This is a genomic window from Methylobacterium sp. 001424705 (assembly GCF_059816145.1).
Window position 1 is genome coordinate 149,292 of the sequence record NZ_JCBANU010000004.1, and the last position, 25,929, is coordinate 175,220.

21 protein-coding genes are annotated in these 25,929 nt (G+C 69.6%); 9 read left to right on the forward strand and 12 right to left on the reverse strand.

The window, feature by feature from the left end:
- Positions 1-51 precede the first annotated feature (51 nt).
- The 4 genes from AC6EUL_RS05310 to nudC are packed head-to-tail and all read left to right on the forward strand — an operon-like array spanning position 52 to position 2,836.
- The gene (locus AC6EUL_RS05310; protein WP_499869310.1) at positions 52-684 is read left to right on the forward strand and encodes a cytochrome b/b6 domain-containing protein; all 633 of its coding nucleotides are present in this window, start codon (positions 52-54) and stop codon (positions 682-684) included.
- Entirely contained in the window at positions 684-1,463 is a 780-nt protein-coding gene (locus tag AC6EUL_RS05315; RefSeq protein WP_499869249.1) for a molybdopterin-dependent oxidoreductase, read from the forward strand. Before AC6EUL_RS05310 ends, AC6EUL_RS05315 begins: the two co-directional genes overlap by 1 nt.
- A gap of 46 nt (positions 1,464-1,509) precedes the next feature.
- Positions 1,510-1,926: an HIT domain-containing protein gene (locus AC6EUL_RS05320; protein WP_056214836.1), complete on the forward strand. Its 417-nt coding sequence runs from the start codon at positions 1,510-1,512 to the stop codon at positions 1,924-1,926.
- Positions 1,927-1,930: 4 nt separating this feature from the next.
- Entirely contained in the window at positions 1,931-2,836 is a 906-nt protein-coding gene (nudC, locus tag AC6EUL_RS05325; protein ID WP_499869251.1) for an NAD(+) diphosphatase, read from the forward strand.
- Between the two features lie 18 nt (positions 2,837-2,854).
- Here nudC and AC6EUL_RS05330 read toward each other — a convergent pair whose 3' ends face one another.
- Positions 2,855-3,811, reverse strand: coding sequence for a D-2-hydroxyacid dehydrogenase family protein (locus tag AC6EUL_RS05330; protein ID WP_056490807.1), 957 nt, complete (start codon positions 3,809-3,811; stop codon positions 2,855-2,857).
- Positions 3,812-3,971: 160 nt separating this feature from the next.
- On the opposite strand from AC6EUL_RS05330, the gene AC6EUL_RS05335 reads away from it, so the two are divergent.
- The 3 genes from AC6EUL_RS05335 to AC6EUL_RS05345 all read left to right on the forward strand — a co-directional run bounded on the left by AC6EUL_RS05335 (position 3,972) and on the right by AC6EUL_RS05345 (position 8,903).
- Complete coding sequence (locus AC6EUL_RS05335) at positions 3,972-7,295, forward strand: error-prone DNA polymerase (protein WP_499869253.1); 3,324 nt, start codon at positions 3,972-3,974, stop codon at positions 7,293-7,295.
- Positions 7,296-7,431: 136 nt separating this feature from the next.
- Positions 7,432-8,418: a sensor histidine kinase gene (locus AC6EUL_RS05340; RefSeq protein ID WP_056214823.1), complete on the forward strand. Its 987-nt coding sequence runs from the start codon at positions 7,432-7,434 to the stop codon at positions 8,416-8,418.
- A 29-nt stretch (positions 8,419-8,447) separates the two neighbouring features.
- On the forward strand, positions 8,448-8,903 hold the full coding sequence (locus tag AC6EUL_RS05345; RefSeq protein ID WP_056275370.1) for a hypothetical protein: 456 nt from the start codon (positions 8,448-8,450) through the stop codon (positions 8,901-8,903).
- Positions 8,904-8,966: 63 nt separating this feature from the next.
- Here the strand turns inward: AC6EUL_RS05345 and fae are convergent, their stop codons facing one another.
- Positions 8,967-9,506 carry a formaldehyde-activating enzyme gene (gene fae / locus AC6EUL_RS05350; protein ID WP_056214816.1) on the reverse strand — a complete coding sequence of 180 codons (540 nt, stop codon included), beginning with the start codon at positions 9,504-9,506 and terminating at the stop codon, positions 8,967-8,969.
- A 231-nt stretch (positions 9,507-9,737) separates the two neighbouring features.
- Between fae and AC6EUL_RS05355 the strand changes: the two genes are divergently transcribed.
- Complete coding sequence (locus AC6EUL_RS05355) at positions 9,738-9,953, forward strand: hypothetical protein (RefSeq protein ID WP_056215381.1); 216 nt, start codon at positions 9,738-9,740, stop codon at positions 9,951-9,953.
- Here AC6EUL_RS05355 and AC6EUL_RS05360 read toward each other — a convergent pair.
- The 9 genes from AC6EUL_RS05360 to AC6EUL_RS05400 form a co-directional block, all read right to left on the reverse strand.
- Positions 9,950-10,396: a hypothetical protein gene (locus AC6EUL_RS05360; protein WP_056275367.1), complete on the reverse strand. Its 447-nt coding sequence runs from the start codon at positions 10,394-10,396 to the stop codon at positions 9,950-9,952. The two genes, AC6EUL_RS05355 and AC6EUL_RS05360, sit on opposite strands and share 4 nt — an antisense overlap.
- Positions 10,397-10,539: 143 nt before the next feature.
- Positions 10,540-14,292, reverse strand: coding sequence for a methionine synthase (gene metH, locus AC6EUL_RS05365; RefSeq protein ID WP_499869257.1), 3,753 nt, complete (start codon positions 14,290-14,292; stop codon positions 10,540-10,542).
- Positions 14,293-14,429: 137 nt separating this feature from the next.
- Positions 14,430-15,347, reverse strand: a complete 918-nt coding sequence (metF, locus tag AC6EUL_RS05370; RefSeq protein ID WP_056214808.1) for a methylenetetrahydrofolate reductase [NAD(P)H] — start codon at positions 15,345-15,347, stop codon at positions 14,430-14,432.
- 76 nt (positions 15,348-15,423) lie between these two features.
- Entirely contained in the window at positions 15,424-16,449 is a 1,026-nt protein-coding gene (locus AC6EUL_RS05375) for an ArsR/SmtB family transcription factor (RefSeq protein ID WP_056275360.1), read from the reverse strand.
- 74 nt (positions 16,450-16,523) lie between these two features.
- Positions 16,524-17,423: an ROK family protein gene (locus tag AC6EUL_RS05380; RefSeq protein WP_499869312.1), complete on the reverse strand. Its 900-nt coding sequence runs from the start codon at positions 17,421-17,423 to the stop codon at positions 16,524-16,526.
- A gap of 24 nt (positions 17,424-17,447) precedes the next feature.
- A complete protein-coding gene (locus AC6EUL_RS05385) occupies positions 17,448-18,851 on the reverse strand; it encodes a dicarboxylate/amino acid:cation symporter (protein ID WP_056275354.1) in 1,404 nt (467 codons plus the stop codon).
- 368 nt (positions 18,852-19,219) lie between these two features.
- Positions 19,220-20,143, reverse strand: a complete 924-nt coding sequence (locus AC6EUL_RS05390; protein ID WP_056275692.1) for a CYTH domain-containing protein — start codon at positions 20,141-20,143, stop codon at positions 19,220-19,222.
- Positions 20,144-20,467: 324 nt separating this feature from the next.
- Entirely contained in the window at positions 20,468-20,878 is a 411-nt protein-coding gene (msrB, locus tag AC6EUL_RS05395; protein ID WP_056214794.1) for a peptide-methionine (R)-S-oxide reductase MsrB, read from the reverse strand.
- Between the two features lie 119 nt (positions 20,879-20,997).
- On the reverse strand, positions 20,998-22,152 hold the full coding sequence (locus AC6EUL_RS05400; protein WP_056275348.1) for a YihY/virulence factor BrkB family protein: 1,155 nt from the start codon (positions 22,150-22,152) through the stop codon (positions 20,998-21,000).
- Positions 22,153-22,617: 465 nt separating this feature from the next.
- Here AC6EUL_RS05400 and AC6EUL_RS05405 point away from each other — a divergent pair, with 465 nt between their 5' ends.
- Positions 22,618-24,315, forward strand: coding sequence for a methyl-accepting chemotaxis protein (locus tag AC6EUL_RS05405; protein WP_056214788.1), 1,698 nt, complete (start codon positions 22,618-22,620; stop codon positions 24,313-24,315).
- A 53-nt stretch (positions 24,316-24,368) separates the two neighbouring features.
- Here the strand turns inward: AC6EUL_RS05405 and AC6EUL_RS05410 are convergent, their stop codons facing one another.
- Positions 24,369-25,898: a malonate--CoA ligase gene (locus tag AC6EUL_RS05410; RefSeq protein WP_244479536.1), complete on the reverse strand. Its 1,530-nt coding sequence runs from the start codon at positions 25,896-25,898 to the stop codon at positions 24,369-24,371.
- Between the last annotated feature and the right edge of the window lie 31 nt (positions 25,899-25,929).

Below are 25,929 nucleotides of genomic sequence, written 5' to 3' on the forward strand. Positions count from 1 at the left end.
TCGCGGATGGGGCCGGGATTTCCATCCCCAAATCTCGAGGTCCCGTTGGCGATCGTCCCCGAAACACCGTCGCGCCTCGTGGTGATCCACCCGCTCGTGGTGCGGATCACCCACTGGATCAACGCCGTCGCGGTGTTCTGCATGCTGTTCAGCGGCTGGGCGATCTACAATGCCTCGCCGCTCTTTCCCTTCGTGTTTCCCAAATGGGCCACTCTCGGCGGCTGGCTCGGCGGCGCCCTCGCCTGGCACTTCGCCGCGATGTGGCTCTTCGCCCTCAACGGCCTCGCCTACCTCGCCTACGGACTCCTGGCCCGGCACTTCGCCACCAGCTTCCTGCCCCTGAGCCCGGGCGCGATCTGGCGCGACGCCCGCGCGGCCTTGCGACTGCGGCTGAGCCACCGGATCGGGCGCTACAACGCCGTCCAGCGCCTCGCCTACCTGATCGCCATCCTGCTCGGCCTCCTCCTCGTCGCCTCCGGCTGCGCCCTGTGGAAGCCCGTGCAGTGGCAGACCCTGGCCAACCTGTTCGGTGGGTATGAATGGGCGCGGCGGGTCCATTTCGGCGCCATGGCGGGTCTCGCCGGCTTCATCCTCCTGCACCTCGCCCTCGTGGTCATCGTGCCGAGCACGCTGCTGGCGATGATCACCGGGCGTGCCCGCATCACCGAGGAGACCTCCGCCTGATGTCCCGCGATCCCGAAACCGCCGCCCGCCTGAAGGCCCTGCGCAGGGACATCGCCCCGGACCTCGCCAGCCTGGAACGACGCATGCTCCTGCGGGGCGGCCTCTCGGTCGGCGCCCTGACGCTCCTGTCCGGCTGCGATCTCTCCACGGGGAGCAACGGCACCCTGGCCGACCGGGTGCTCTGGGCGATGTCGCGGGCCAACGACCAGGTCCAGCAATGGCTGTTCGACCCCACGACCCTGGCCCCCACCTACCCGGCCTCGATGATCGATACGCCGTTCCGCTTCAACGCCTTCTACCCGCCGGACAACATCCCGGAGATCGACGAGTCGACTTGGACGCTCGAGGTCTCCGGCCGGGTCGCCGACAAGACGCCCTGGACGCTGGCGAAGCTGCGCGCCCTGCCGCAGGAGAGCCAGATCACCCGGCACATCTGCATCGAGGGCTGGAGCCAGATCGGGCAGTGGAGCGGCGTGCCGCTGCGGACCTTCCTGGAACGGAGCGGCGCCGACCTGACCGCCAAGTATGTCGGCTTCAAATGTGCCGACCGCTATTACGGCAGCCTCGACATGCCGAGCGCCCTGCATCCCCAGACGATCCTGGCCCTCGATTTTGCCGGCCAGCCTCTCTCGCCCGAGTACGGCTATCCGCTCCGCGTACGGGTGCCGACGAAGCTCGGCTTCAAGAGCCCGAAGCACATCGCGGCGATCTTCGTGACCAACGATTATCCAGGCGGCTACTGGGAGGACCAGGGCTACAATTGGTTCAGCGGGATCTGAAGCAGGCCCTCGCATCGGCCACGGTTGCGCGCTACATCGCAGCGGCATGGAACCCGACTTCGCCCTCGACCCGCAGCTCGCCGCCGACACCGTGCACGTGGGCGACCTCGCCCTCTGCAGCGTCCTCCTCATGGACGATGCCCGCTTCCCCTGGCTGATCCTGGTGCCGCGCCGGGCCGGCGCCAGCGAGATCACGGACCTCGCGCCGGAGGATGCCCGAAGCCTGATGGATGAGATGCGGATCGCCACCGGGGTGATGCTGGCGCTGGCCAAGCCCGACAAGGTCAATGTCGCGGCCCTCGGCAACGTGGTGGCCCAGCTCCATGTCCACGTGATCGGGCGCTTCCACTCCGATCCGGCCTGGCCGAAGCCCATTTGGGGCATCGGCACCGCGACCCCCTACCCGCACCATGCCCGCGCCCAGATGATCGAGCGCATCGGCGCCCTGTTCGCGGCGGCCTGAGGCGATGGTCGATGCCTCGGGCCAGCTCGGCTACGTCCACAGCCGCCTCGTGCGCCACTCCGCCGAGAGCGCGTCCGCGATCCCCGACCTCGACGCGCCCGGCGCGCGGATCCTCGTCCTGGCCGGCGACCGCGTCGTACTGGCCGGCGACACGGCACTCCTGACGCCGGAGGCGGCCGCCCGGACGGGCCCGCGCAGCCTGACGCTCTATCTCGGCCGCCTGGACGGCGACCCGGTCTTCGCCGCCGCCGTTCCGGCGGAGCTGGCCGAGGGCCTCGAGGCCGATCCGGGATTCCGGACCAACGACCTGCGCAGCCTCGCCGGCGAGGGCCGGATCGCGCCCCATGAACTCGGGCTCCTCGCCACGGCGAAGTCGCTGCTCGGCTGGCATGCGCGCCACGGCTTCTGCGCCCAGTGCGGAGCGCCGACGACCCTCGCGGCCGGCGGCTACCGCCGCGAATGCACGGCCTGCGGGACGCATCACTTTCCCCGCACCGACCCCGTGGTGATCATGCTGATCACCCGGGGCGATGCCTGCCTGCTCGGGCGCTCGCCGCGTTTCCATGAGGGCATGTATTCCTGCCTCGCCGGCTTCCTGGAGCCCGGCGAGACCGTCGAGGACGCCGTGCGGCGCGAGACCTTCGAGGAGGTCGGCCTGACCATCGGCGCGGTGCGCTACCACGCCTCGCAGCCCTGGCCATTCCCGTCCTCGCTGATGATCGGCTGCGTGGCCGAGAGCCTCGACGCGACCATCACCCTCGATCCGGAGGAACTCGCCGACGCGCAATGGTTCTCGCGGGACACCGTCGCGGCGATGCTCGAGGGCCGCCATCCCGACGGCCTGACCACGCCGCCCCCCCTGGCGATCGCCAACCTCTTGATGCGGGCCTTCGTCGAAGGGCGGGCCTGAGGCCCCGCCCCGGCCGGCTCATCCCAGGACGCGGATCGGCGCCCCATCGAGGAAAGCACGGATGTCCTCCACGATCTCGGGGAAATAGGTGCGGTAGTTCCGCTCGGTCACGTAGCCGAGATGCGGCGTCGCCAGCACGTTGGGCAGGGTGCGCCAGGGCGAATCCGGCGGCAGCGGTTCAGTCTCGAAGACGTCGAGGCCGGCACCGGCGATCCGGTTCTCGGTGAGGGCGGCCAGGAGGGCGGCCTCGTCCACGATCGCGGCGCGGGAGGTGTTGATCAGGAACGCCTCGGGCCGCATCCGGCGCAGGGCCGCGTCGTCGACGAGGCCGCGGGTGCGCGCGCCGAGGACGAGGTGGATCGAGACCACGTCGCTCGCCGCCAGCAGCGCCGCCAGCGAGGGCGCGAGGGCGACGCCCTCGGCCGCGGCCCGCTCGGCCGTGAGATGGGGACTCCAGGCGCTGACCTCCATGCCGAAGGCCTGGCCGATCCGGGCGACCCGGGCACCCGTCTTGCCGAGACCGACGAGGCCGAGACGGCGGCCGGCCAGGTCGCTGCCGACGCTCGACTGCCAGGGTCCGCCCGTCCGCAGGGCCTGCACCTCCGGCACGAGGTGGCGGGCGAGCCCGAGGATCAGCGCCCAGGTCAGCTCCACCGGCGGCTCGGGGTGGCTGGCGGTGCCGCAGACCGTGACGCCGTGCGCCCGCGCGGCGGCCAGATCGATCGAGGCGTTGCGCATGCCGCTGGTGAGGAGGAGCTTCAGCTTCGGCAGCTGCGCGAAGAGGTCGGCCGGGAACGGCGTGCGCTCGCGCATCATCACGACGATCTCGCAGTCCCGGATCGCGTCGACCAGCGCCTCCCGCGACGCGAAGGTGGTCCGCAGGTCGCGCAGGGTTAGGCGGTCCGACAGCCCAGACCAGTCGGCCATGGTGGGGCCGACGCCCTGGTAATCGTCGAGGATCGCACAAGTGAGCATGGGACATCCTGTCAGGGGAGGACCGGGCTAACGCACAGCGAACAGCTTGGCCAGCCGCCCTCGAGACTTTGACTCCGCGACGCGAAACCGGCACCCCGGGATCCGAAACGATCACGATTCGTTCTCGACTGCAGACGGATGCAGCGGAGCCGGGAGGAAGATGGCGTCGATATCCGAACCGCCCGCCTATGCCGAGCTCGCCGTCACCACGAACTTCTCCTTCCTGCGCGGGGCCTCGCATCCCGGCGAGATGGTGGGGCAGGCCGCCGAGCTCGGGCTCCACGCCATCGGCATCGCCGACCGCAACACCCTGGCGGGCGTGGTACGGGGCCATGCCGAGGCGAAGCGGCGCGCCGCTGCCGGCGAGCCCGGCATCCGCTTCCTGCCCGGCGTGCGCCTCGTGACGCGAGAGGGCTTCGAAGCCGTGGCCTACCCGATGGACCGGGCCGCCTATGGCCGCCTGTGCCGGCTCCTCACCCTCGGCAACCGCCGCTCCGAGAAGGGCCAGTGCCGGTTCGATTTTTCGGAGCTCCTGGCTGCCAGCGAAGGCCAGATGCTCATCGCGGTTCCGCCGGAGCGGCTGGGCGAGGACGACCCCTTCCTCGGCCATGTCCGCCAGCTCGCCGCCGAGGCCCCCGGCCGGGTCACCCTGGCGGGGAGCCACCGCCGGCGCGGCGACGAGCGTCGCCGCCTCGGCCGCCTGGCCGCCTGGGGCGAACGCCTGGGCGCCCCCCTGGTGGCGGTCTCGGACGCGCTCTACCACCACCCGGACCGGCGTCCCCTGCAGGACATCGTCGCCTGCATCCGCGAGGGCTGCACCCTGGCGGCTGCGGGCTATCGCCTGGAGGCCAATGCGGAGCGCCACCTGCGGCCGGCGGCCGAGATGGCGCGCCTCTTCGCCGAGCATCCCGAGGCCCTGGCCCGCACGATCGAGATCGCGGAGACCTGCAGCTTCTCCCTCGACGAACTGACCTACGAATACCCCGACGAGCCGGTGCCGCCGGGTTTCACCGCACAGGGCTATCTGACCGACCAGGTGATGAAGCGCGCCCAATGGCGCTATCCCGACGGCATTCCCGAACAAATCGTGAACACGATCCAGGATGAGCTGCGGCTCATCGAGAAGATGAACTATGCGCGCTACTTCCTCACCCTGTTCGACATCGTCGAGTTCGCGCGCAAGCGGGGCATCCTGTGCCAGGGGCGCGGCTCGGCGGCCAATTCCGTGGTCTGCTACTGCCTCGGCATCACGGCGGTCGACCCCACCGAGATCCGGCTGCTGTTCGCCCGCTTCATCTCGGAGAACCGGGCCGAGCCCCCCGACATCGACGTCGACTTCGAGCACGAGCGTCGCGAGGAGGTGATCCAGTACCTCTACGACCGCTACGGCCGCGACAGGGCTGCGATCTGCGCCACGGTGATCCACTACCGCCCGCGCAGTGCCATCCGGGAGGTCGGCAAGGTCCTCGGGCTGCCCCCCGACATCACCGGTGTGATGGCCGACACGGTCTGGGGCTCCTGGGGCAAGGACCTGCCCGACGCGCATATCCGGCAGGCCGGGCTCGACCCGGACAATCCGCGTATCCGGCAGGCGCTGGAACTCGCCCACGCGCTGATCGGCTTCCCGCGCCACCTGTCGCAGCATGTGGGCGGCTTCGTACTGACGCGCGGACGCCTCGACGAGACCGTGCCGGTGGGCAACGCCGCCATGGCGGACCGCACCTTCATCGAATGGGACAAGGACGACATCGACGTCCTCGGCCTGATGAAGGTCGACGTGCTGGCGCTCGGCATGCTGAGCTGCCTGCGCCGGGGCGTGGATTTCCTGGCACGCGATTACGGGCACGACTATCCGACGCTGGCCGACCTGCCGCGCGCGGACGAAGCCACCTACGCGATGCTGGCCAGGGCCGATTCGGTGGGCGTGTTCCAGGTCGAGAGCCGGGCGCAGATGTCGATGCTCCCGCGCCTGAAGCCGCGGGAATTCTACGACCTCGTGGTGCAGGTGGCGATCGTCCGGCCGGGGCCGATCCAGGGCGACATGGTCCACCCGTACCTGCGCCGCCGCCAGGGGATCGAACCGGTCGAATACCCCTCCCCCCATCCCGATCACGGGCCGGCGAACGAACTCGAGAGCGTGCTCAAGCGGACCTATGGCGTGCCCCTGTTCCAAGAGCACGCCATGCAGATCGCCATCACCGCCGCCGGCTTCGAGCCGCACGAGGCCGACGGCCTGCGCCGAGCCATGGCCACCTTCCGGCACAACGGCCAAATCGTGAACTTCCGCACCAAGTTCGTCGAGGGCATGGTGACGCGCGGATACCCGCGCGACTTCACCGAACGCTGCTTCAAGCAGATCGAGGGCTTCTCCACCTACGGCTTCCCCGAGAGCCATGCGGCGAGCTTCGCCCTGCTGGTCTACGCCTCGGCCTGGATGAAGTGCCGGCATCCCGACGTCTTCCTCGCCGCGATCCTCAACTCCCAGCCGATGGGCTTCTACCAGCCGGCGCAGCTCGTGCGCGACGCTCGCGCCCACGGGGTCGAGGTGCGCGGCGTCGACGTCAATGCGAGCGATTGGGACTGCACCCTCGAACCGGCCCTGGAGCCCCCGCCCCTCGGCGTCCCGCGGCGCTTCGCCGTGCGCCTCGGCCTGCGCCAGGTGAGCGGGGTGCCGCAGGCCGCCATGCACCGCCTCGTGGCTTTGCGGGGCAACGGCTATGCCAGCATCGAGGGCCTGCAGGCGGCCCTCGCCCTGCCCCGCAATGCCCTGGAGCGGCTGGCGGAGGCGGATGCGTTCCGCTCCCTCGATCTCGACCGGCGGGCCGCCCTCTGGGCGGTGCGGACCCTGGAGGGCACCTCCGCCCGCAAGGCGGCCCTGCGGACCGACGGCGACCGGCGGGCGCATCTCCTCGACACGCCGATGCCGCTCTTCGCCTTCCATGCCGATGACGGGCTGTTCCGGGCCGAACCCGCCGTGGCCCTGCCCGCCCTGGCGGCCTCGGAGCACGTGGCGGAGGACTACGCCGCCACCGGCCTCTCCCTGAAGGGCCACCCGGTGGCGTTCTTCCGGACGCGGCTCGCCCGGATCGGCGCGATCCCGGCTCGCGACCACCACGACGGGTCCCGCGTGGCGAACAATGCCCGCGTCACCGTGGCGGGGCTCGTCCTCACCCGGCAGCGGCCGGGCACGGCGCGCGGGACGGTGTTCCTGACCCTGGAGGACGAGACCGGGATCGCCAACGTCATCGTCTGGCGCGACGTGTTCGAGGCCAACCGCGCGACCGCCATGGGTGCCCGCTTCCTGGCGGTGCGCGGCCGGGTGCAGCGCCAGGGCCTCGTGGTGCACCTCCTGGCCGAACAGTTCCGCGACCTCTCGTCCGCCTTGCGCGACCTGCGCGCCGGCGGCCTGCGGCTACCGCCCGAGACCACCGATTTCGGCGCCCCGGAGGATCGACGAATTTACCGCAGCCGCGATTTTCATTGAGGCCGAATCGCGACTACGGGCCGAACCCGCTGGCCACTCGGCCTGCCCAAGACTAGAGCTGTTCCAAACCTCGACGAGACCCACGACGCTGCCCCACTCATCGACACACGCCCCCTGGTGGAAAGGCTGGCAGGTCGTGCATGCGACCGAGCGCCTGCGCGCGCGCGCGTGGCTGGGCGAGGGGGCCGCCCTGACCGCTTCGGCCCTCGCCCTCGGCCTGCGCTTCGCCCTCGACGACATCCTGCCGCCGGGCTTTCCCTACCTGACGTTCTTCCCGGCCGTGATCCTCACGACCTTCTTCTTCGGCCTGCGGCCCGGCATCACCTGCGCGGCCCTGAGCGGCTTCGCCGCCTGGTACTTCTTCATCCCGCCCGCCAGCACCTTCCTCATCGACGGGCCGACCGCCCTGGCCTTGTGCTTCTACGTGTTCATCGTCGCGGTCGACATCGCGCTGATCCACGTCATGCACCGGGCGGGCGAGCGGCTGCGCACCGAACGGCAGGTCTCGGCGGGGCTCTACGAGCAGCAGCGCACGATGTTCCAAGAGCTGCAGCACCGGGTCGCCAACAACATGCAATTCGTGGCCGCCCTGCTGACCCTGCAGAAGCGCAAGGTCGGCAACGATCCGAAGGCGGCGCTCACCGCCCTCGACGAGGCCCGGGTGCGGCTGGAGACGATCTCGCGGATCCATCGGCGCCTGTACGACCCGAGCAGCATCGAGCGCCCGGTGGGGCAATACCTCAAGGAGCTCTGCACCGATCTCCTCGACGCCACGGGCGCCCAGAACATCGTCTGCCTCGTCGACACGCCGCCCCTGCGGTTCGATCTCACCCAGCTCACCACCCTGTCGCTCCTCGTGGTCGAGGTGGTGACCAACGCCCTGAAGCACGCCTTCCCGGACGGGCGGCGGGGCACCATCACGATCCAGCTCGAGCAGCTCGATGCGGAGCGCCTGCAGCTCGTCATCGCCGATGACGGGCGCGGCATGCCGGCGGATTTCGACCCGGACGCCACGCGCAGCCTCGGCTTCCGCATCGCACAGGGCCTCGCCGGACAGCTCGGCGGCCAGCTCACCTACAGCAACGAGGGCGGCACGGTGGTCCGCCTCGCCTTCACGCCCTGAGGGGCCTCACCTCCCCGGACAGCCCGACCATGCGATTGCGCAGCGCCCTCCTCCCCCTCCTCCTCGGCGCGAGCCTGCTCGGACCCGGCCTCGCATGGGCCGACGCGTGCGACGACCTCGCCGCCCGGATCGCCAGCGCCATGGGTGGAAAGGTCGGCCGGCGCACCGGCCCCAGCATCGACCTGCGGGTCCCCGGCGGCCTGAAGCTCGACCTGACCTGCCGGGCGGAGCCCATCGTGCAGGCCGCCTCCTCCGACCCGACGCCCTCGGCCGCCTACTTCGCCGATCTCGCCCTGGCGGCCGAGATCGTGGTCGGCGAGGGTGCCGGTGCGGTCCAGGCCGCCATCGCCACGGCGCACGCCACCGCCCTGAAGGAGCGGCGCAAATCCTTCATCCAGCAGAACGGCTGGTCGGCGAGCTGCTACACCGACGCCAGCGGCTCGATCCGCACCCTGTGCTCGGTGGGACGGATCCCGCCGGGTTAGGAGGCTCCTTCTCCGGATGCGCGGATCACCCTGGATCCGCGCCCCGTCGCAGCTCCGAAAGGATCAGTACTCGATCACGTCTTCCAGGGCGTAGTGCTTCACCGTCTTCCGGTTGGCGATGAGCTCGTCGATGGTCGGCTCGCCCTTCATGGCGCGGCTGATCGCGAGCTTCGTCGCCTCGTAATTCGTCCGGTAGAGATCCTTGCGGTCGACGTCCGGGTCGGATCCGCAGCGCTCGTCCAGCCAGATCATGATGATCATGCAAAGCTCGTCGAGCCCGTCCTTGGGCAGGACGCCCTCGATCACGCAGTCGATGATGGCGTCCCCCGTGGCGGCCTGGACGACACCGCCGAGCAATTCGGCATACTCGGCCGTATGAATCGTGACCTTCGTGGTCATCATCGTGGCCGGGCGTACGAGCTGGTTGAGATCGCGCACCACGAACATCCGGGTGTGGCCCTGGACCTGGCCCATCATGCCGGCGAAGGCCTGGCCCACCGGGCCGCGGGTGGAACCGATCAGCACCTCCGGCATCGCGTCGGTGTACTGCCCTTCCGCCGCGAGCACGGTCGCCTCGCCGGTACGGAACCAGATCTCGGACATGGGGTCTTCCTTCCCTGAATGATCGCCGTGCCCGGGGGCCGGGATGGGTCGGGGCGCACAAACACCAGAGGGCGGCACGGCGTCAATCGCGGGGCGGATCTTCCGGCCCCTGGCCTCACGCCATCGGATCGGTCATGCAGGATCAGTCATGCAGGATCGGTTATGCAAGATCGGCTATGCAGGACCGCCGGCGACCGGGAGGGTCGAGGGCACGGGAGAGGCGCAAAGCCCATGAGCGGAGAACGGGACTGGAGCATCGCGGTGGCGGCCGCGCCTGACGGGGTCCGGGTCGAGATCGGCCTGCCCGGTACGAACGGCGCCCCGGTCACGGCGATCCTCGCCCTCGACCGCGAGGAGGCCCGAACCCTGGCGCGGGCGCTGCTGGCGGCATCGGGCGACGCGATGGAGCGGACGTTTCCCCGCGCCTCGGGCTCCGGCGAACGCTAGAGACCGACGCGGTTGCTGCGGCCCGGCAGGGTCTGCACCTTGGCGTCGCGGGACTCGATCGGCGCCGCGCAGGTGTAGGTGAACTCGGTCTGCAGGTCGGTGAACACGGTCTCGCCGCGGACCCGGCAATCCTCGCGCCCCGTCTCGTTCAGGTAGGTGCGCGCCGCTTCGCGGAAGCGCTTGACCCGGGTCAGGGCCGGATCGCCACCGGCGAACGCATCGTCGATGCCGCAGCCGGTGGTCTCGCGCAGGGCGTTGGAGACGATCAGCATCTTGCGGACCCGGCGCTGGTCGTAGACCTCGTAGGGGTCCTTGCAACCGATGGTGACGACCTGGGGCGTCAGGCTGACATAGGTCTTGGAGATGTAGGCGAAGCCGGTGCAGCCCGAGGCGATCAGCCCGAGCGCGACGGTGGCGACGAGGGAGCCGGTGAGCCGGTACACGATTCAGACGCCCTTCGCTGGTCTCGGGCCATGGTCGGTCCGGATCGGCATTGAAGCGCAGGCGCGCCCACGGTCAAGCCTCCGCCGGCCACATCCCGGTGTGATTCGATCCCGCCCCGGCTTCCGGGACGGGATCGCGCATCCTACTCGGCAGCGGCCGCGAGGTAGCGGCCTGGATCGTAGTTCAGGATGGGGCCGAGCCAGCGCTCGACCTCGCGCACATCCATGTCCTTGCGGACGGCATAGTCCTCGACCTGGTCGCGCTCCACCTTGGCGACGCCGAAGTAATGCGCCTCCGGATGGGCGATGTAGAGGCCCGAGACCGAGGAGCCCGGCCACATGGCGTACGACTCGGTGAGCTTCACGCCGATGCGCGATTCCGCCTTGAGGAGATCGAACAGCGTGACCTTCTCGGTGTGGTCGGGCTGCGAGGGATAGCCGGGCGCGGGACGGATACCGGCATATTCCTCGCGCACGAGGTCTGCCGGCGTGAAGGTCTCGTCGGCGGCGTAGCCCCAGAACTCGCGGCGGACCCGCTCGTGCATGCGCTCGGCCAACGCCTCGGCGATGCGGTCGGCGAGCGCCTTGACCAGGATCGAGCGATAATCGTCGTTGGCCCGCTCGAAGCGCTCGGCGATGCGCACCTCCTCCAGGCCCGCCGTGACGACGAAGCCGCCGACATAGTCGGCGATCCCCGTCTCGGCCGGCGCGACGAAGTCGGACAGGCAGGTGTTGGCGCGCCCGTCGCGCTTCGTCAGCTGCTGGCGCAGGCCGAAGAAGGTCGCGAGGGTCTCCGAGCGGCTCTCGCCGGTGAAGAGCGTGATGTCGTCGCCCAGGCTGTTCGCCGGCCAGAAGCCGATGATCGCCTTCGGGTTGAACCAGCGCTCGGAGACGATCTGGGCCAGCATCTCCTGGGCGTCGTCGAACAGGGCCTTGGCGGCCGGCCCCTGGTTGGGATCCTCGAAGATCGCCGGGTAGCGGCCCTTGAACTCGTAGGTCTGCAGGAACGGCGTCCAGTCGATGTAGGGCACGAGGTCCGCGACCTCGTAGGAGCTGTAGACCCGCACGCCGGTGAAGCTCGGCTTCTTCGGCTGGTAGCCCGACCAGTCGATCCGGAACGGGTTGGCGCGGGCTTTCGCCAGCGGTAGGCGCTGCTTGTCGAGCTCCGAGCGGGCATGGGCGTCCGAGACCTTGCGGTACTCGGCGCGGATGTTGGCGATGGTCGAATCCCGCGTCTCCTTCGAGAGCAGGCTGGAGACCACGCCGACGGCGCGGCTCGCATCGGTGACGTAGACGGTCTGGCCGCGGTTGTAGGAGGGATGGATCTTCACCGCCGTGTGGACGCGGCTCGTGGTGGCGCCGCCGATGAGGAGCGGCACGTCGAAGCCCTCGCGCTCCATCTCGGCCGCGACGTGCACCATCTCGTCCAGCGACGGGGTGATGAGGCCGGACAGGCCGACGATGTCGACGTTCTCGCGCTTGGCGACGTCGAGGATCTTGGCCGCCGGCACCATCACGCCGAGGTCGATGATCTCGTAGTTGTTGCAGGCGAGCACGACGCCGACGATGTTCTTGCCGATGTCGTGGACATCGCCCTTCACGGTCGCCATCAGGATCTTGCCGGCGGCCTGGCGCTTGCCGTCGCCGCCGTTGGCGAGCTTCTCCGCCTCCATGAAGGGCTCGAGATAGGCGACCGCCTGCTTCATCACGCGGGCCGACTTCACCACCTGCGGCAGGAACATCTTGCCCGAGCCGAACAGGTCGCCCACCACGTTCATGCCGGCCATGAGCGGGCCCTCGATGACGTGGAGCGGACGCTCCACCCCGAGGCGGGCCTCCTCCGTGTCGGCGACGATGTATTCGGTGATCCCGTTGACGAGCGCGTGCTCGATGCGCTTCTCGACAGGCGCCTCGCGCCAGGACAGGTCGGCGGTCTTGACCTGGACGCCGCCGCCGGACTTGAAGCGTTCGGCCGCCTCCAGCAGGCGATCGGTGGCATCGTCGCGCCGGTTGAGGACGACGTCCTCGCAGAGTTCGCGCAGCTCGGGCGGCAGCTCGTCGTAGATCGCGAGCTGGCCGGCATTCACGATGCCCATGTCCATGCCGACCTGGATCGCATGGTAAAGGAACACCGCGTGCATGGCCTCGCGCACCGGCTCGTTGCCGCGGAAGGCGAAGCTGAGGTTCGAGATGCCGCCCGAGATGTGGGCGTGGGGCAGGGTCTCGCGGATGGTCTTGGTCGCCTCGATGAAGGCGACGCCGTAGCCGTTGTGCTCCTCGATGCCGGTGGCGACGGCGAACACGTTCGGGTCGAAGATGATGTCTTCCGGCGGGAAGCCGACCTCTTCGGTCAGGACCCTGTAGGCCTTGGTGCAGATCTCGACCTTGCGCTCCAGCGTGTCGGCCTGGCCCTGCTCGTCGAAGGCCATCACCACGATCGCCGCGCCGTAGGAGCGGCACACCCGGGCGTCGTGGACGAACTTCTCGACGCCCTCCTTCATGGAGATCGAGTTCACGATCGCCTTGCCCTGGACGCACTTGAGCCCGGCCTCGATGACGTGGAACTTCGAGGAATCGATCATCACCGGCACGCGGGCGATGTCGGGCTCGGCGGCGACGAGGTTGAGAAACTCCACCATCGCCTTCTCGGAATCCAGCAGACCCTCGTCCATGTTGACGTCGATGATGCTGGCGCCCGCCGCCACCTGGTCGCGGGCGACGTCGAGGGCGGCGGCGTAGTCGCCGGCGGTGATGAGCTTCCTGAACTTGGCCGAACCGGTGACGTTGGTGCGCTCGCCCACGTTCACGAAGGGAATCTCCTTCGTCAGCGTGAACGGCTCCAGGCCCGACAGGCGCATCAGGCGCGGCACTTCGGGAATGGCGCGGGGCTTCACGCCCTCTACGGCCCGCGCGATGGCGCGGATGTGGTCCGGCGTGGTGCCGCAGCAGCCGCCGACCATGTTGACGAGGCCGGCGGTGGCGAACTCGCCCACCAGCTTGCCCATGGCCTCGGGGCTCTCGTCGTAGAGGCCGAACTCGTTGGGCAGGCCGGCATTCGGGTAGGCGCAGACCAGGGTGTCGGCGATGCGCGACAGCTCCGAGATGTGTCCGCGCATCTCCTTGGCGCCCAGCGCGCAGTTCAGCCCGATGGTGAGCGGGCCGGCGTGGCGCAGGGCGTTCCAGAACGCCTCCGGGGTCTGGCCCGAGAGGGTGCGGCCGGAGAGGTCGGTGATCGTGCCCGAGATCATGATCGGCAGGACCATGCCCCGTTCCTCGAACACCGCCCAGGCGGCGGCGACCGCCGCTTTGGCGTTCAGCGTGTCGAAGATGGTCTCGATCAGGATGAGCTCGGCGCCGCCATCCATCAGGCCGCGCACCTGCTCCTCGTAGGCCTGTTTGACTTGGTCGAAGGTCACGGCCCGGTAGCCGGGATTGTTGACGTCCGGCGAGATCGACAGGGTGCGGTTGGTCGGGCCGATGGCGCCGGCCACGAAGCGGCGGCGGCCGTCTTGGCGCTCGGCGAGCTGGGCGGCCTCGCGGGCAAGGCGCGCGCCTTGCGCGTTCAGCTCGTGGATGATCGATTCCATGCCGTAATCGGCCTGGGCGATCGTGGTGCCCGAGAAGGTGTTGGTCTCGCAGACGTCGGCCCCGGCCAGGAAGTAATCGAGGTGGATCTGCCGGATCGCGTCGGGCTGGGTGAGGATCAGGAGGTCGTTGTTGCCCTTCTGGTCGTGCGCATGGTCGCCGAAGCGGTCACCGCGGAAGTCCGCCTCACCGTAGCCCAGGCGCTGGATCACAGTTCCCATCGCCCCGTCGAGGACGAGGATTTTCTCGCCCGCGCGCTGGCGCAGGGCGGCTTCGATCTCTTTTCCGTCGACGGGGCGCAGTTCGGTCATGGGTTTCTCACGCGTCGTTCCGGGACCGCGGCGCGGCACCCGGAACCCGGAACCGCGACGGGTCCGGACAGTGAAGTTCGACAGGGTCGGCGTGTCGGATCCCGGACTCGCCTTCGGCGCCCCGGGATGACGTTTGCTTATGCCGCCTTGGCGGCGACCTTGGGTGCCTGCGCCCGCAGGCCGAGCACGTGACAGATGGCGTAGACGAGGTCGGACCGGTTCATCGAGTAGAAGTGGAAGTCGTTGACGCCGTGGTCGACGAGGTCGAGCACCTGCTCGGCCGCCACCGCCGCCGCCACGAGGCGCCGGGTCTCGACGTCGTTGTCCAGCCCCTCGAACCGGGCCGCGAGCCAGTACGGCACCGAGGCGCCGGTCCGGCGGGCGAAGTTCGCCGCCTGCTTGAAGTTCTGCACCGGCAGGATGCCGGGGATGATCGGGATGTCGATGCCGGCGGCGCGCACCTTGTCGACGTAGCGCAGGTAGATGTCGTTCTCGAAGAAGAACTGCGTGATCGCCTGGTCGGCGCCGGCATCGACCTTGGCCTTCAGGGCGTCGATGTCGGCATCGAGAGAGGAGGCCTCCGGGTGCTTCTCCGGATAGGCCGAGACCGAGACCTTGAAGTCGCCGATGCGCTTGATGCCGGCGACGAGATCGGAGGTCTGGGCGTAGCCGCCCGGATGCGGCCGGTAGGCCGTCCCGATCCCGTCCTGCGGGTCGCCGCGTAGGGCCACGATGTGGCGCACGCCGGCATCCCAGTAGGATTGCACGACGGCGTCGATCTCCTCGCGGGTGGCGTCGACGCAGGTGAGGTGGGCGGCCGGCTGGAGGCTCGTCTCCTTGACCATCCGCGCGACGGTGTTGTGGGTGCGCTCGCGGGTGGAGCCGCCCGCACCGTAGGTCACCGAGACGAATTTCGGCTGCAGCGGCGCGAGGCGCTCGATCGAGGACCAGAGGATCTTCTCCATCTCCTCGGTCTTCGGGGGGAAGAACTCGATGGAGACACGGATCGGACGATAGCTGTCGCGGCTGGCGCGATGGTGGGAGGCGGAAGGCATCGGGTCGTCCTCTCTGTCGATCGGTTCAGACGGTCGTCGATCAGGTTCGGGTGCAGGTGGAAACGGGCCGTCGCCCTCAGGCGACGGCCCGCTCCGGGATCATCTCGGGCGCGGGGGCCGCCCTCTCGGCCGCATCGGTGGCCAGCCAGAGGGTCACGGTCAACTGGTCCTCGACCTCGCTGGTGGGGGCGAGGTCCCGGGTGGTGACGGTGGGCAGGCCCGCATCGTTGAGCCAGCCCGTCACCTGCTCGGGCGCGAAGCCGAGACGGCGATGGGCCTGGGCCTCGCGCAGGAACTCGAGGTCGTGGGGGGCGAAGTCCACCACCAGCAGGCGCCCGCCGGGGGCGACGAGACGCGCGGCCTCGCGCAGGGCCCGGGTCGGATCGTCGAGGTAGTGCAGCACCTGATGGACGACGACGAGGTCGAACCCGCCGCGCCCGAAGGGCGGCGCGTGGATGTCGCCCTGGCGCAGGTCGACCCGCGACAGGCCGAGGCGTTCCAGGTTCGCCCGCGCCACCGAGAGCATCGCGTGGTTGGAATCGAGCCCGACCGCCCGGGCGGCGCGGCCCGCCAGGAGCCCGAGCATGCGCCCGGTGCCGGTGCCGAGATCGACGAGGTTCTGGATCGGCCGGTCGCCGAGCACGTCCAGGACCGCGGCCTCGACGATGGCCTCCGGCACGTGCAGCGAGCGCAGATGGTCCCACTTGGGGGCGAGACGGGCGAAGAAGGCCTGGGCGGCCTCGGCCCGCTGGGTGCGCACGGCCTCCAGGCGGGCGAAATCCTCCGAGAGCGGCGCCCGGGCGGCATCGAGCCCGGCCACCAGCGGCTCGACCAGGGCGGCCCGATCCTCCACGAGGCGGAAGAAGGCCCAGGCCCCCTCGCGGTGCCGCTCCACCAGACCCGCCTCCACGAGCAGCTTGAGATGGCGCGAGATGCGCGGCTGCGACTGGCCCAGAATGTCGGTCAGATCGGAAACCGAGAGCTCTCCGGCGGCCAGGAGTGCGAGGATGCGCAGGCGCGTCTCCTCGGCCGCCGCCCGCAGGATGGCGAGGGCGTCCGGAAACGGTAGGGCCGTGGCCGAGGAAGGTCCCGCGTTAGACATAAAGATATCTTTATGTGAAAACAAACGCGCTGACAAGCGCCTCGGGCACCCATCGGGATCGATCGCGCGGTCGCTCAGGGCCGGTTCCAGAGCCAGGCCGCCCCGCGGACACCGGAGGCGTCGCCGTGCCGGCTCGGGCGGATCGGCGTGTCGAACGCATCCGAGAAGACGTGCGGCGCCACGCGTTCGGGGAGGCCCGCGAGGATCTCCGGCACCCGCGAGAGGCCGCCGCCGATGACGATGACGTCCGGGTCGATCAGGTTGACCCCGTGGGCGATGCCGCGCCCGAGGCGATCCAGGTAGCGGTCGACGGTCGCCCGGGCCTCCGCGTCGCCCGCCCGCAGGGCCGCGATCACGCCCTCGCCCCGGGTCGCCGTACCGGTGCGGCGGGCGTGGTCGGCGGCCAGCGCCGGACCGGAGACCCAGGTTTCGAGGCATCCGTGCCGGCCGCAATAGCAGGCGGGGCCGGGACGCTCGTCGTCGCGGGGGGATGGCAGCGGGTTGTGGCCCCACTCGCCGGCGATCCGGTCACGTCCCGAGAGGGCACGGCCCCGAAGGGCGATCCCGGAGCCGACGCCGGTCCCCAGGATGATGGCCCAGACGACGGGCAGGCCGGCGCCGGCGCCGTCCACGGCCTCGGAGACCGCGAGGCAGTTGGCATCGTTCTCGAGACGCACCGGGCGGGCGAGACCTCGCTCGAGATCCTGCGCGAAGGGCCGGCCGTTCAGCCAGACCGAGTTCGCGTTCTTGACGAGTCCGGTCCGCGGCGAGATCGCGCCGGGCATGCCGATGCCGACCGTGCCGGGGGCTCCCGCTCGCGCCTCCAGGTCGCAGACCAGTCCGGCGATGGCCGTCAGCGTCGCGGCGTAATCGTCCCGCGGCGTGGCGATCCGCTGCTCGGCCCGCGTCGTGCCATCGGACGCGAGGGCGATCCCGGCGATCTTGGTGCCGCCGAGATCAATGCCGATGCGCAGAGGTTCGGACAGGTCCGGGTCCCGTCAGCGCGCCGCGGCCGGGATCGGGGACGCCGCCGCGGCGGTGGCGCTCGACTCCATCTCGGGTGCGTGGTCGGAGATGTCGGTGCCGATGGAGACCGGGTGCGCCATGACTTGGCGCAGCTTCTCCGTGTCGAGCTCGCCCTCCCAGCGGCTGACCACCACGGTGGCGACGCCGTTGCCGATCAGGTTCGTGATGGCGCGGCACTCCGACATGAACTTGTCGACGCCGAGGATCAGGGTCATGGCCGCCACCGGCACGGGATTGTTGGGGATGGCGCTGAGCGTGGCCGCCAGGGTGATGAAGCCCGCGCCGGTGACGCCGGACGCGCCCTTGGAGGTCAGCATCGCCACCAGGATGATCGTGGCGTACTGGCCGAAGGACAGGTCGGCCCCCACGGCCTGGGCCAGGAACAGCGAGGCCAGGGTCATGTAGATGTTGGTGCCGTCGAGGTTGAACGAGTAGCCCGTCGGGATCACGAGGCCCACCACCGAGTCCGACGCGCCGAGGCGGCGCATCTTCGTCATCATGTGCGGCAGCACGGTCTCGGAAGACGACGTGCCGAGGACGATCAGGAGCTCGTCCTTGATGTAGGCGAGAAACTTGAAGATCGAGAATCCGGCGACCCGGGCGATGCCGCCGAGCACCAGGATCACGAACAGGAAGGCGGTGACGTAGAAGGTGCCGACGAGCCAGGCGAGGTCGATCACCTTGCCGATGCCGTACTGGCCGATGGTGAAGGCCATGGCGCCGAAGGCGCCGATGGGGGCGAGCTTCACCACCAGGCCGATGATGCGGAAGAAGATCTGCCCGGCCGTGTCGATGGCGTGGGTGATGGCCTCGCCGCGCTGGCCCATCCCGGTGACGACGACGCCGGTGAGGATCGAGATCAGCAGCACCTGCAGCAGGTCGCCGGTGGCGAAGGCGTCGAAGAAGCTCTTCGGGATCAGCGCCATGATGTGGCCGGTCACCGAATCGTCGGCGGCCATCTTGGCGTATTTCTCCACGGCCTTGGCATCGAGCTTGGTGACGTCGGCATTGAAGCCGGCACCCGGCCTGACGACCTCGCCCACGAGAACGCCGATGAGCAGCGCGATGGTGGAGACCACCTCGAAGTAGACGAGCGCCTTCAACCCGACGCGGCCGACCTTCTTCAGGTCGCCGATCGAGGCGATGCCGTGCACGATGGTACAGAAGATGATCGGCGCGATCATCATCTTGATCAGGGCGATGAAGGCATCCCCGAGCCACTTGACCGACTTGCCCCATTCGGGCTGCAGCCAGCCGAGGAGCACGCCGAGGGCGATCGCGATCAGCACCTGGATGTAGAGCACCTTGTACCAGGGCTCCTTGACCGGACGTGGGACCGCGGCCGGTGCCGTTCCGTACGTCGTCGCCTGGGCCATGATCCCTCCCGCTGCGCTCTGCGCAACCCACTGATTGTTAATCCCGACGCTAGCCAGTTTATTCGCGTCGCTCAATCGCGGGCGGTGGGCTGCAATGACAAACCACGAGCGCTTACATGCCCTTCGCGGGAAAAAGTCCCGGCGGCGGGCAGGCAGACTGGCGCCGGGAGATCGCCAGTTTCGGCTCTCGGCGCGGATGCGGATCTTCGGCACGGGTGCCTGCCGGCGCTCGCGCGAGGGCCGGCCGGGTGGGACAGGCCTCGCCCCACGCGTCGCTGGCCGCTCGCGCCCATCGGACCGCGCCGGCGCCCGTTCCGGCCCGGATCACCCGGAGGGCGGGGCGAACCGCCCTGTCCGGCGACGGTCGCTCAGGTCTGCTGCGTGCGACGGGGACGAACGGTCCAGCGCTCGAACTCGGCGGCGATGTCGTCCTCGCCGCGCGCGGCGCCCTTCGGCTGCGGGTTGCCGAGCGCCTGCGACAGGCTCTCGATCACGTCGTCGATGCGGGAGTCGATGGCTGGCGCGCCCTCGGCGGCAGGCTCGCTCGCGGGCTCCGGCTGTGCGTGCGCATCCCCCGCCTCGGGGACCGCGGCCGCCTGCGCCTCGACCGGAGCAGGCTCCTCGGCCGGAGGAGCGGGCGCGGGTGCGGCCTCGGCGGCGACCGGTGCCGCCGCCGCGCTTCCGCCCGCGACCCGGCGCAGCGCCTTCATCATCCCGTCGCCGTCACCGGCATTGGCCTTCGGGGCGCCGTAGCGGCCGAAGCCGAAGCGCGGCTCGATCAGGTCGAGAACGGCGTCGAGGGCGGCATTGGACAGGCCGATCTCGCCGGGATGCGGCACGCCCTGCAGGGCCACCGCGTGCCGGTCGTAGCTCGGATCGCCGGTGACCTCGGGACCGAACCAGGCCGGCACCGGGAAACCCTGGCCCTCGTCGGCGCCGTCGAAGGACACGCTCACGAGGTCGAACTCGCCGGGCGCCACGTAGCGGTCGATCAGCGCCTCGCGGCCGCCGCCGAGGGCGAGCGCCGTGCGGTCATAGGCGGCCTTGCCCGAGCAGACATCCATCAGCGCATCGCCGTGCGCGCGCGGCACATCGGTGCGCTCTTCGCTGGACGTTCCGTCCGGTGCGGTGGTCACCAGGACGAGGTGGCAGGCCTGCCCGTCGACCCGGACGTAGGAGACGCGGCCGGCCTGGGGGGCGAAGTAGCCCTCTGTGATCCGGGAGCCTCCGCGCTCCTTGCGGATGAGGCGGACCAGGGCGGGGGCCACGAGAAACCGGCGTACGAGGCTCATCGACATTCTCCGCGATGTCGGTCGACCCGGCGATAGAGATCCGGGCGGACACTGACGTCAGGGCCGCCGACCTCCCGCGACGCGAGGTGGACAGACCGGCTTTCAGGTAGTTCCCCGCGCCGAGCCCGGCGGCCCTCCACGTGGAACAATGACATAGGATATGATCTGCGTTCATTCCCCGCGTAGCCGGGGCAGATCGGTTAATAATTCTCGTTCCGGACTAAGCAAAACGACGGCGAAATCAAGACCATCCCCGCCGTCGCTCCCCCTCATCCGTCGATCCGTCCCCATCGAAACCCGATCCGTCCCTCGTGCCGATGCCCGTCAGGCCTCCGGCTCGAAGCGCAGGGAGAGGCCGTTCATGCAGTAGCGCAGTCCGGTGGGCGGCGGACCGTCATCGAAGACGTGGCCGAGATGGCCCTTGCAGTGGGCACAATGCACCTCGGTGCGGGTCATCCAGTGGCTGCGGTCGACGGTCGTCTCCACCGCGTCGTCGAGGGGATCGAAGAAGCTCGGCCAGCCGGTCCCGCTCTCGAACTTGGTACCGGTGACGAAGAGCGGGGCGTCGCAGCCGGCGCAGTGGAACACGCCCGGACGCTTCTCGGCGTTGAGGCAGCTGGTCCCGGCCCGCTCGGTGCCGTGCTCGCGCAGCACGCGATACTGGTCCGGCGTGAGGATCTCGCGCCATTCGGCCTCGCTGCGGGTCTGGATCTCGTCCGCGGTGGCCGAAGACATGGAGGAAGAGGACGTGGGGGAAGAGGACGTGGGAGGCGAAGACATCGGGCCTGTGCTCCTCAGAGGCGGGGACGATGCCACTTAGATAGGCCCCCGACGCCCCCGTGGGGAGGCCGCCCTCAGGCGACGGCGCCGAGGGTGTCGGCCATGCGCGCCCGGCGGGCGCCCATGGGCCGCTCGGGGCCGGTGGTGGTGTCGCGCGCGGTCTGGTGCTCCATCTCGGCGTTGATCTCGCCACCCAGAAGGACGATCGTCGTGGAGATCCAGATCCAGGTCATGAAGCCGATCGCGGCGCCGAGGGAGCCGTAGGTCTCGTTGTAGTTGCCGAAGCTGGAGACGTACCAGGAGAACAGGATCGACGCGAGGAGCCACAGCAGGCCCGCCACCGCGCCGCCGACCCCGACCCAGCGCCAGCGCGGCCGCTGGCGGCTCGGACCGTAGCGATAAAGCAGGGACAGGCCTCCGAGGAGGACGACCAGGAGCGCGGGCCAACGCAGCAGGGCGACGAGCCAGGCGGTGTCGCTCAGGCCCACGAACGTGAACACCACCGGCAACACGACGATGCCCGTGAGGGCCAGGATGGTGAAGACCAGCGCCCCGATGGTGAAGGTGAGCGAGCGCAGGTTCAGCATGATGAAGGAGCGCTTCTCCTCCTCCTCGTAGACCACGTTCAGGGCGTCGAACATCGCCTTCATGGCGGCATTGGCGCTCCAGAGGGAGAGCAGAAGGCTGGTAAAGAAGGTCAGGCCGAGGGTGCCGTTGCCCTTGGCGGCGATGCGCTTGACCTGGTCGCCGATGATCTCGATGGCGCCGGAGGGCAGCACGCCCTGCATGCTCGCGAGATGCTCGTTGATCGAGCCGACATCCGCCACGAGGCCGTAGCAGGAGACGAGCGCGGCGATGGCGGGGAACAGCGAGAGCAGCGAGTAGAAGGTCACGCCCGCCGCCACCGACAGGACCCGGTCCTGATTGAACTCGAGATAGACCCGGTAGAGGATGTCCTTCCAGCCCGAGGCGGTGATCTCGGTGGGCGAGCCCGCGGCGCGCCCGCGCGCGACCTGCGTCGCCGCGACGTAGGCCGCCGCCGCTCCCTCGTGGGAGCGGGCGCCCGGCTCCGTGGAGGGCGGGGCGGACTCGGCGGCGGGACGCGTCCGGGTCGCGCGCCGGGGTGCGGCGGCGAGCGCGATCAGCGCAGTCCCGAGCAGCAGCGTCCACAGGATGGAATTCGCCGCCTCACCATCGGGTACGGGACTGCGGCGGAAGGGAGATGGCATGGCAGGACCGGAACGGGATGGACGGTGCTTCGGCGCCGCGTCGTCTCGGCGCCCGGGATCAACGTGACGCAGGCTTGACCGTTCCGGCTCCGGCCACGCCTCCTCGGGCTTCCGCATCGCGCCCGATTTCGCAAGTTGATCGTCTCACGGCCCAATCTCGGCGCAGATAAAGCGACGGCGGACATGACCGAAACAAGCGGTGCGCTTCCCCGACCGCGTCAGCACACCGCCTTGAACCTTAAAGACATCTCGACCGGACGCAGGCACGCCTCAGATCTAGCACAACCAATCGAACAAAACCTTGAAAGACAACATTTCTAGATCAATGATTGCTATACCGCGCATCTCTATTATTTTCCTTAAATATTAGAAGCTCATAAATGGTATTTTAACCAAACAATACCAGTCTCCCGCATCACGGAAGCTCTCATATTCGATGGCTTTTCAACCCGCGGAGCCAAGCACGTGCGTTTCGTCAATCAAGCCAGCGTCCTGGCAAAGATCGCCCTTCCCCTGTTCGCCCTGGGCGCCCTCAGCATCGGGCTCGTCCTCTACGCCCGCGCGTCGCTGAACAACATCGCCGACCAGTCGCGGCAAGTGATCGAAGTTCTCAGCGCGCGGCAGGAAGCTTACCTCAAGGCGCAGCTGAAGATCGCGGAAGCGGCCCTGTTGACCCGGAACATCATCCTGGAAACCGAAGAAGTCCCGATGGCGCAATACAAGGCGCAGTATGCGTCAGCCACGGCCGGGGCGCTTGAGGTCATCGATACGCTGATCGCACTGGCCGAAACGCCGGAACGCCGCAAAATCGGTAAGGATCTGCGAAGCTTGGCTGAGGCCTATTTCGCAGTCCTGGCGCGGTCCATCGAGCACGGGCTCCGGAATGAGAACGCAGTCGCAGCCCAGATCGTCCAGCACGATGCGCAACCCGCCCGGCTCAATCTGAACAGGCTGGTGGAGCAGCGTGCGCAGCGGGTCGCCGAGGAGATGAAGGCCGGCAAGCAGGCGCTCGAAGCGGACATGTCGATCGCGATCGAACGGCTGATCACCGTCACCGCCATCGGTCTCGTTCTGGCTGCCCTCCTGTGCGGCACCATCGTGGTCTTCGGAATCACCCGGCCGCTGGGCCGTCTGGTCGTGATCCTGAACCGCATGGCCCAGGGCGAGATCGATGCAGACATTCCGGAGGCCCGGCGCGGCGACGAGATCGGCGCCGTCGGCAAGGCGGTGGACGGCATCAAGGCGATGGTCGCCCGGAAGAGTGCCGAGGAAGCGCAGATCCGCCGCATTGCCGACGAGGCCGCAGTGGCCGCACGCCGCGCAACGATGATCGAACTCGCGGACAGCTTCGAGGGTGCCGTGGGCGGCATCATCGGCATGGTCTCCGCGTCGTCGACCGAACTGCAGGCGACGGCGGGGACCCTGACCACCACCGCCCGCGAGACCGCATCGCAATCCATCACCGTGGCGACGGCCGCCGAGGAAGCCTCCGTCAACGTGAGCACCGTGGCGGCGGCCGCCGAGGAACTCGGCAACTCTGTGCAGGAGATCGGCCGCCAGGTCTCGAACTCCTCCCAGATGGCGCAGTCGGCCGTGACCGAGGCCGACACCACCTCGGCCCTGGTCCAGGAGCTGAGCGCCGCCGTGTCCCGGATCGGCGACGTGGTGAGCCTGATCTCGACGATCGCCGGCCAGACCAATCTGCTGGCCCTCAACGCCACCATCGAGGCGGCCCGCGCCGGGGAGGCAGGACGCGGCTTCGCCGTGGTGGCGGCGGAAGTGAAGGAACTCGCCAACCAGACCGCCCGGGCCACCGACGAAATCGGAAGCCAGATCGGGCATATTCAGGGCGCCACGGGCCACGCGGTCACGGCGATCGGCTCGATCACGACGCGCATCCGCGACATCAACACGGTGGCGACGGCGATCGCGGCGGCGGTGGAACAGCAGAGCGCCGCGACGCAGGAGATCGTCCGCAACGTGGCCCAGGCCTCGGTGGGGACCACGGACGTCACCAGCACCATCACGGGCGTCGCCCAGGCGGCCGAGGAGACCGGCGCCGCCGCCGCCCAGGTGCTCGGGGCCGCCGGGGAATTGTCGCGTCAGTCGGAGCACCTCAGCGCCGAGGTCCAGAACTTCCTCGGCACCGTCCGGGCGGCGTAGCGGACGGACCCAGCGAAGGCCGTCCCGCGCTGGGGCCCGCCGGCGGTGCCGCCTCAGGCGCCGCCGGGCGCGTAGAGGCCCGCATGGGCGTCCCGCAGCAGGTTCTTCTGGACCTTGCCCATGGTGTTGCGCGGCAATTCCTCGACGAAGAGGACGCGCTTGGGGCACTTGTAGCGGGCGAGCCGGCCTTCGAGCGTGCGCAGGATCGCGGCCTCGTCTGGCACGTCGGCCCGGCCGACCACCACCGCCGTGACGCCCTCGCCGAAATCGGCATGGGGCAGGCCGATCACCGCGGATTCGACCACGCCCGGGAGGGCGTCGATCTCGTTCTCGATCTCCTTCGGGTAGACGTTGTAGCCCCCCGTGATGATGAGGTCCTTGCCGCGCCCGACGATGTGGACGTAGCCGTCCGGGTCGATCTTGCCGAGGTCGCCGGTGATGAAGAAGCCGTCGGCCTTGAACTCGGCCGCCGTCTTCTCCGGCATCCGCCAGTAGCCCTGGAAGACGTTCGGACCCTTCACCTCGATCATGCCGACGGCATCGGCCGCCAGGACCGCCCCGGTCTCCGGGTCGACCACCCGCACGGCCACGCCCGGCAGGGCCGGGCCGACGGTGCCCGCCACCCGCGCGCCCGCGTAGGGGTTCGAGGTGTTCATGTTGGTCTCGGTCATGCCGTAGCGCTCGAGGATGGCGTGGCCCGTGCGGGCCTGCCAGTCGCGGTGCGTCTCGGCCAGCAGCGGCGCCGACCCCGACACGAACAGACGGATTCCGGCGGTGGCGTCCGGCGTCAGGCCGGCCTCCTTCAGCAGGCGGGTGTAGAAGGTCGGCACGCCCATCATGGCGGTGGCGCGCGGGAGCAGGGCGAGGACCTGGGTCGGATCGAACCGCCCCAGGAACAGCATCGTTCCGCCGCTGGCCAGCACCGTGTTGGTGGCGACGAACAGGCCGTGGGTGTGGAATACCGGCAGCGCGTGGAGCAGCACGTCCTCCGCCGTGAAGCGCCAGGCCTGGACGAGGGTGCGGGCGTTCGAGGCGAGGTTCTCGTGGCTCAGCATGGCGCCCTTGGAGCGCCCCGTGGTGCCCGAGGTGTACAGGATGGCCGCGAGGTCGTCCGGGCCGCGCGCCACGTCGGAGAAGGCTTCCGTCTCGGCATCGGCGGCCTCGGCCAGGGTGCCGTGGCCCCGCGCGTCGAGGGTGTGCACCACCGGCACGCCGGCATCCCGCGCCACGGGCGCGAGGGCCTCGTGCTTGGCCGGATCGCAGACGAACAGGGCTGGCTCGGCGTCGCCCAGGAAGTAGGCGATCTCGGTGGGGGTGTAGGCGGTGTTCAGGGGCAGGAACACCGCCCCGGCCCGAACCGCGCCGAGATACAGGAACAGGAATTCCGGGCTCTTCTCGGCCTGCACCGCCACCCGGTCCCCGGGCTTCACCCCGGCGGCCGCCAGGGCCGCGGCGTAGGCGCCCGAGCGCACGATGAGGTCCGCGTAGGAGTAGCGGGCGCCCTCGCCGGTCTCCAGGAACAGCTTGGCGGCGGGATCGGCCGGCAGGCTCTGGCGAACGAGGTCGAAGAGGTGATTGGTCATCGGCGTTTCGGACATGACGGGGACGGATACG

Bases quoted from the DNA above. Each gene is read 5' to 3' on its own strand.
- AC6EUL_RS05375 (WP_056275360.1), bottom strand. From the start codon at position 16,449: ATGTCTAACGCGGGACCTTCCTCGGCCACGGCCCTACCGTTTCCGGAC.
- AC6EUL_RS05315 (WP_499869249.1), top strand. From the start codon at position 684: ATGTCCCGCGATCCCGAAACCGCCGCCCGCCTGAAGGCCCTGCGCAGG.
- AC6EUL_RS05400 (WP_056275348.1), bottom strand. From the start codon at position 22,152: ATGCCATCTCCCTTCCGCCGCAGTCCCGTACCCGATGGTGAGGCGGCG.
- metH (WP_499869257.1), bottom strand. From the start codon at position 14,292: ATGACCGAACTGCGCCCCGTCGACGGAAAAGAGATCGAAGCCGCCCTG.
- AC6EUL_RS05355 (WP_056215381.1), top strand. From the start codon at position 9,738: ATGAGCGGAGAACGGGACTGGAGCATCGCGGTGGCGGCCGCGCCTGAC.
- nudC (WP_499869251.1), top strand. From the start codon at position 1,931: ATGGTCGATGCCTCGGGCCAGCTCGGCTACGTCCACAGCCGCCTCGTG.
- AC6EUL_RS05385 (WP_056275354.1), bottom strand. From the start codon at position 18,851: ATGGCCCAGGCGACGACGTACGGAACGGCACCGGCCGCGGTCCCACGT.
- AC6EUL_RS05390 (WP_056275692.1), bottom strand. From the start codon at position 20,143: ATGAGCCTCGTACGCCGGTTTCTCGTGGCCCCCGCCCTGGTCCGCCTC.
- AC6EUL_RS05330 (WP_056490807.1), bottom strand. From the start codon at position 3,811: ATGCTCACTTGTGCGATCCTCGACGATTACCAGGGCGTCGGCCCCACC.
- AC6EUL_RS05345 (WP_056275370.1), top strand. From the start codon at position 8,448: ATGCGATTGCGCAGCGCCCTCCTCCCCCTCCTCCTCGGCGCGAGCCTG.
- metF (WP_056214808.1), bottom strand. From the start codon at position 15,347: ATGCCTTCCGCCTCCCACCATCGCGCCAGCCGCGACAGCTATCGTCCG.
- AC6EUL_RS05410 (WP_244479536.1), bottom strand. From the start codon at position 25,898: ATGACCAATCACCTCTTCGACCTCGTTCGCCAGAGCCTGCCGGCCGAT.
- AC6EUL_RS05335 (WP_499869253.1), top strand. From the start codon at position 3,972: ATGGCGTCGATATCCGAACCGCCCGCCTATGCCGAGCTCGCCGTCACC.
- msrB (WP_056214794.1), bottom strand. From the start codon at position 20,878: ATGTCTTCGGCCACCGCGGACGAGATCCAGACCCGCAGCGAGGCCGAA.
- AC6EUL_RS05320 (WP_056214836.1), top strand. From the start codon at position 1,510: ATGGAACCCGACTTCGCCCTCGACCCGCAGCTCGCCGCCGACACCGTG.
- fae (WP_056214816.1), bottom strand. From the start codon at position 9,506: ATGTCCGAGATCTGGTTCCGTACCGGCGAGGCGACCGTGCTCGCGGCG.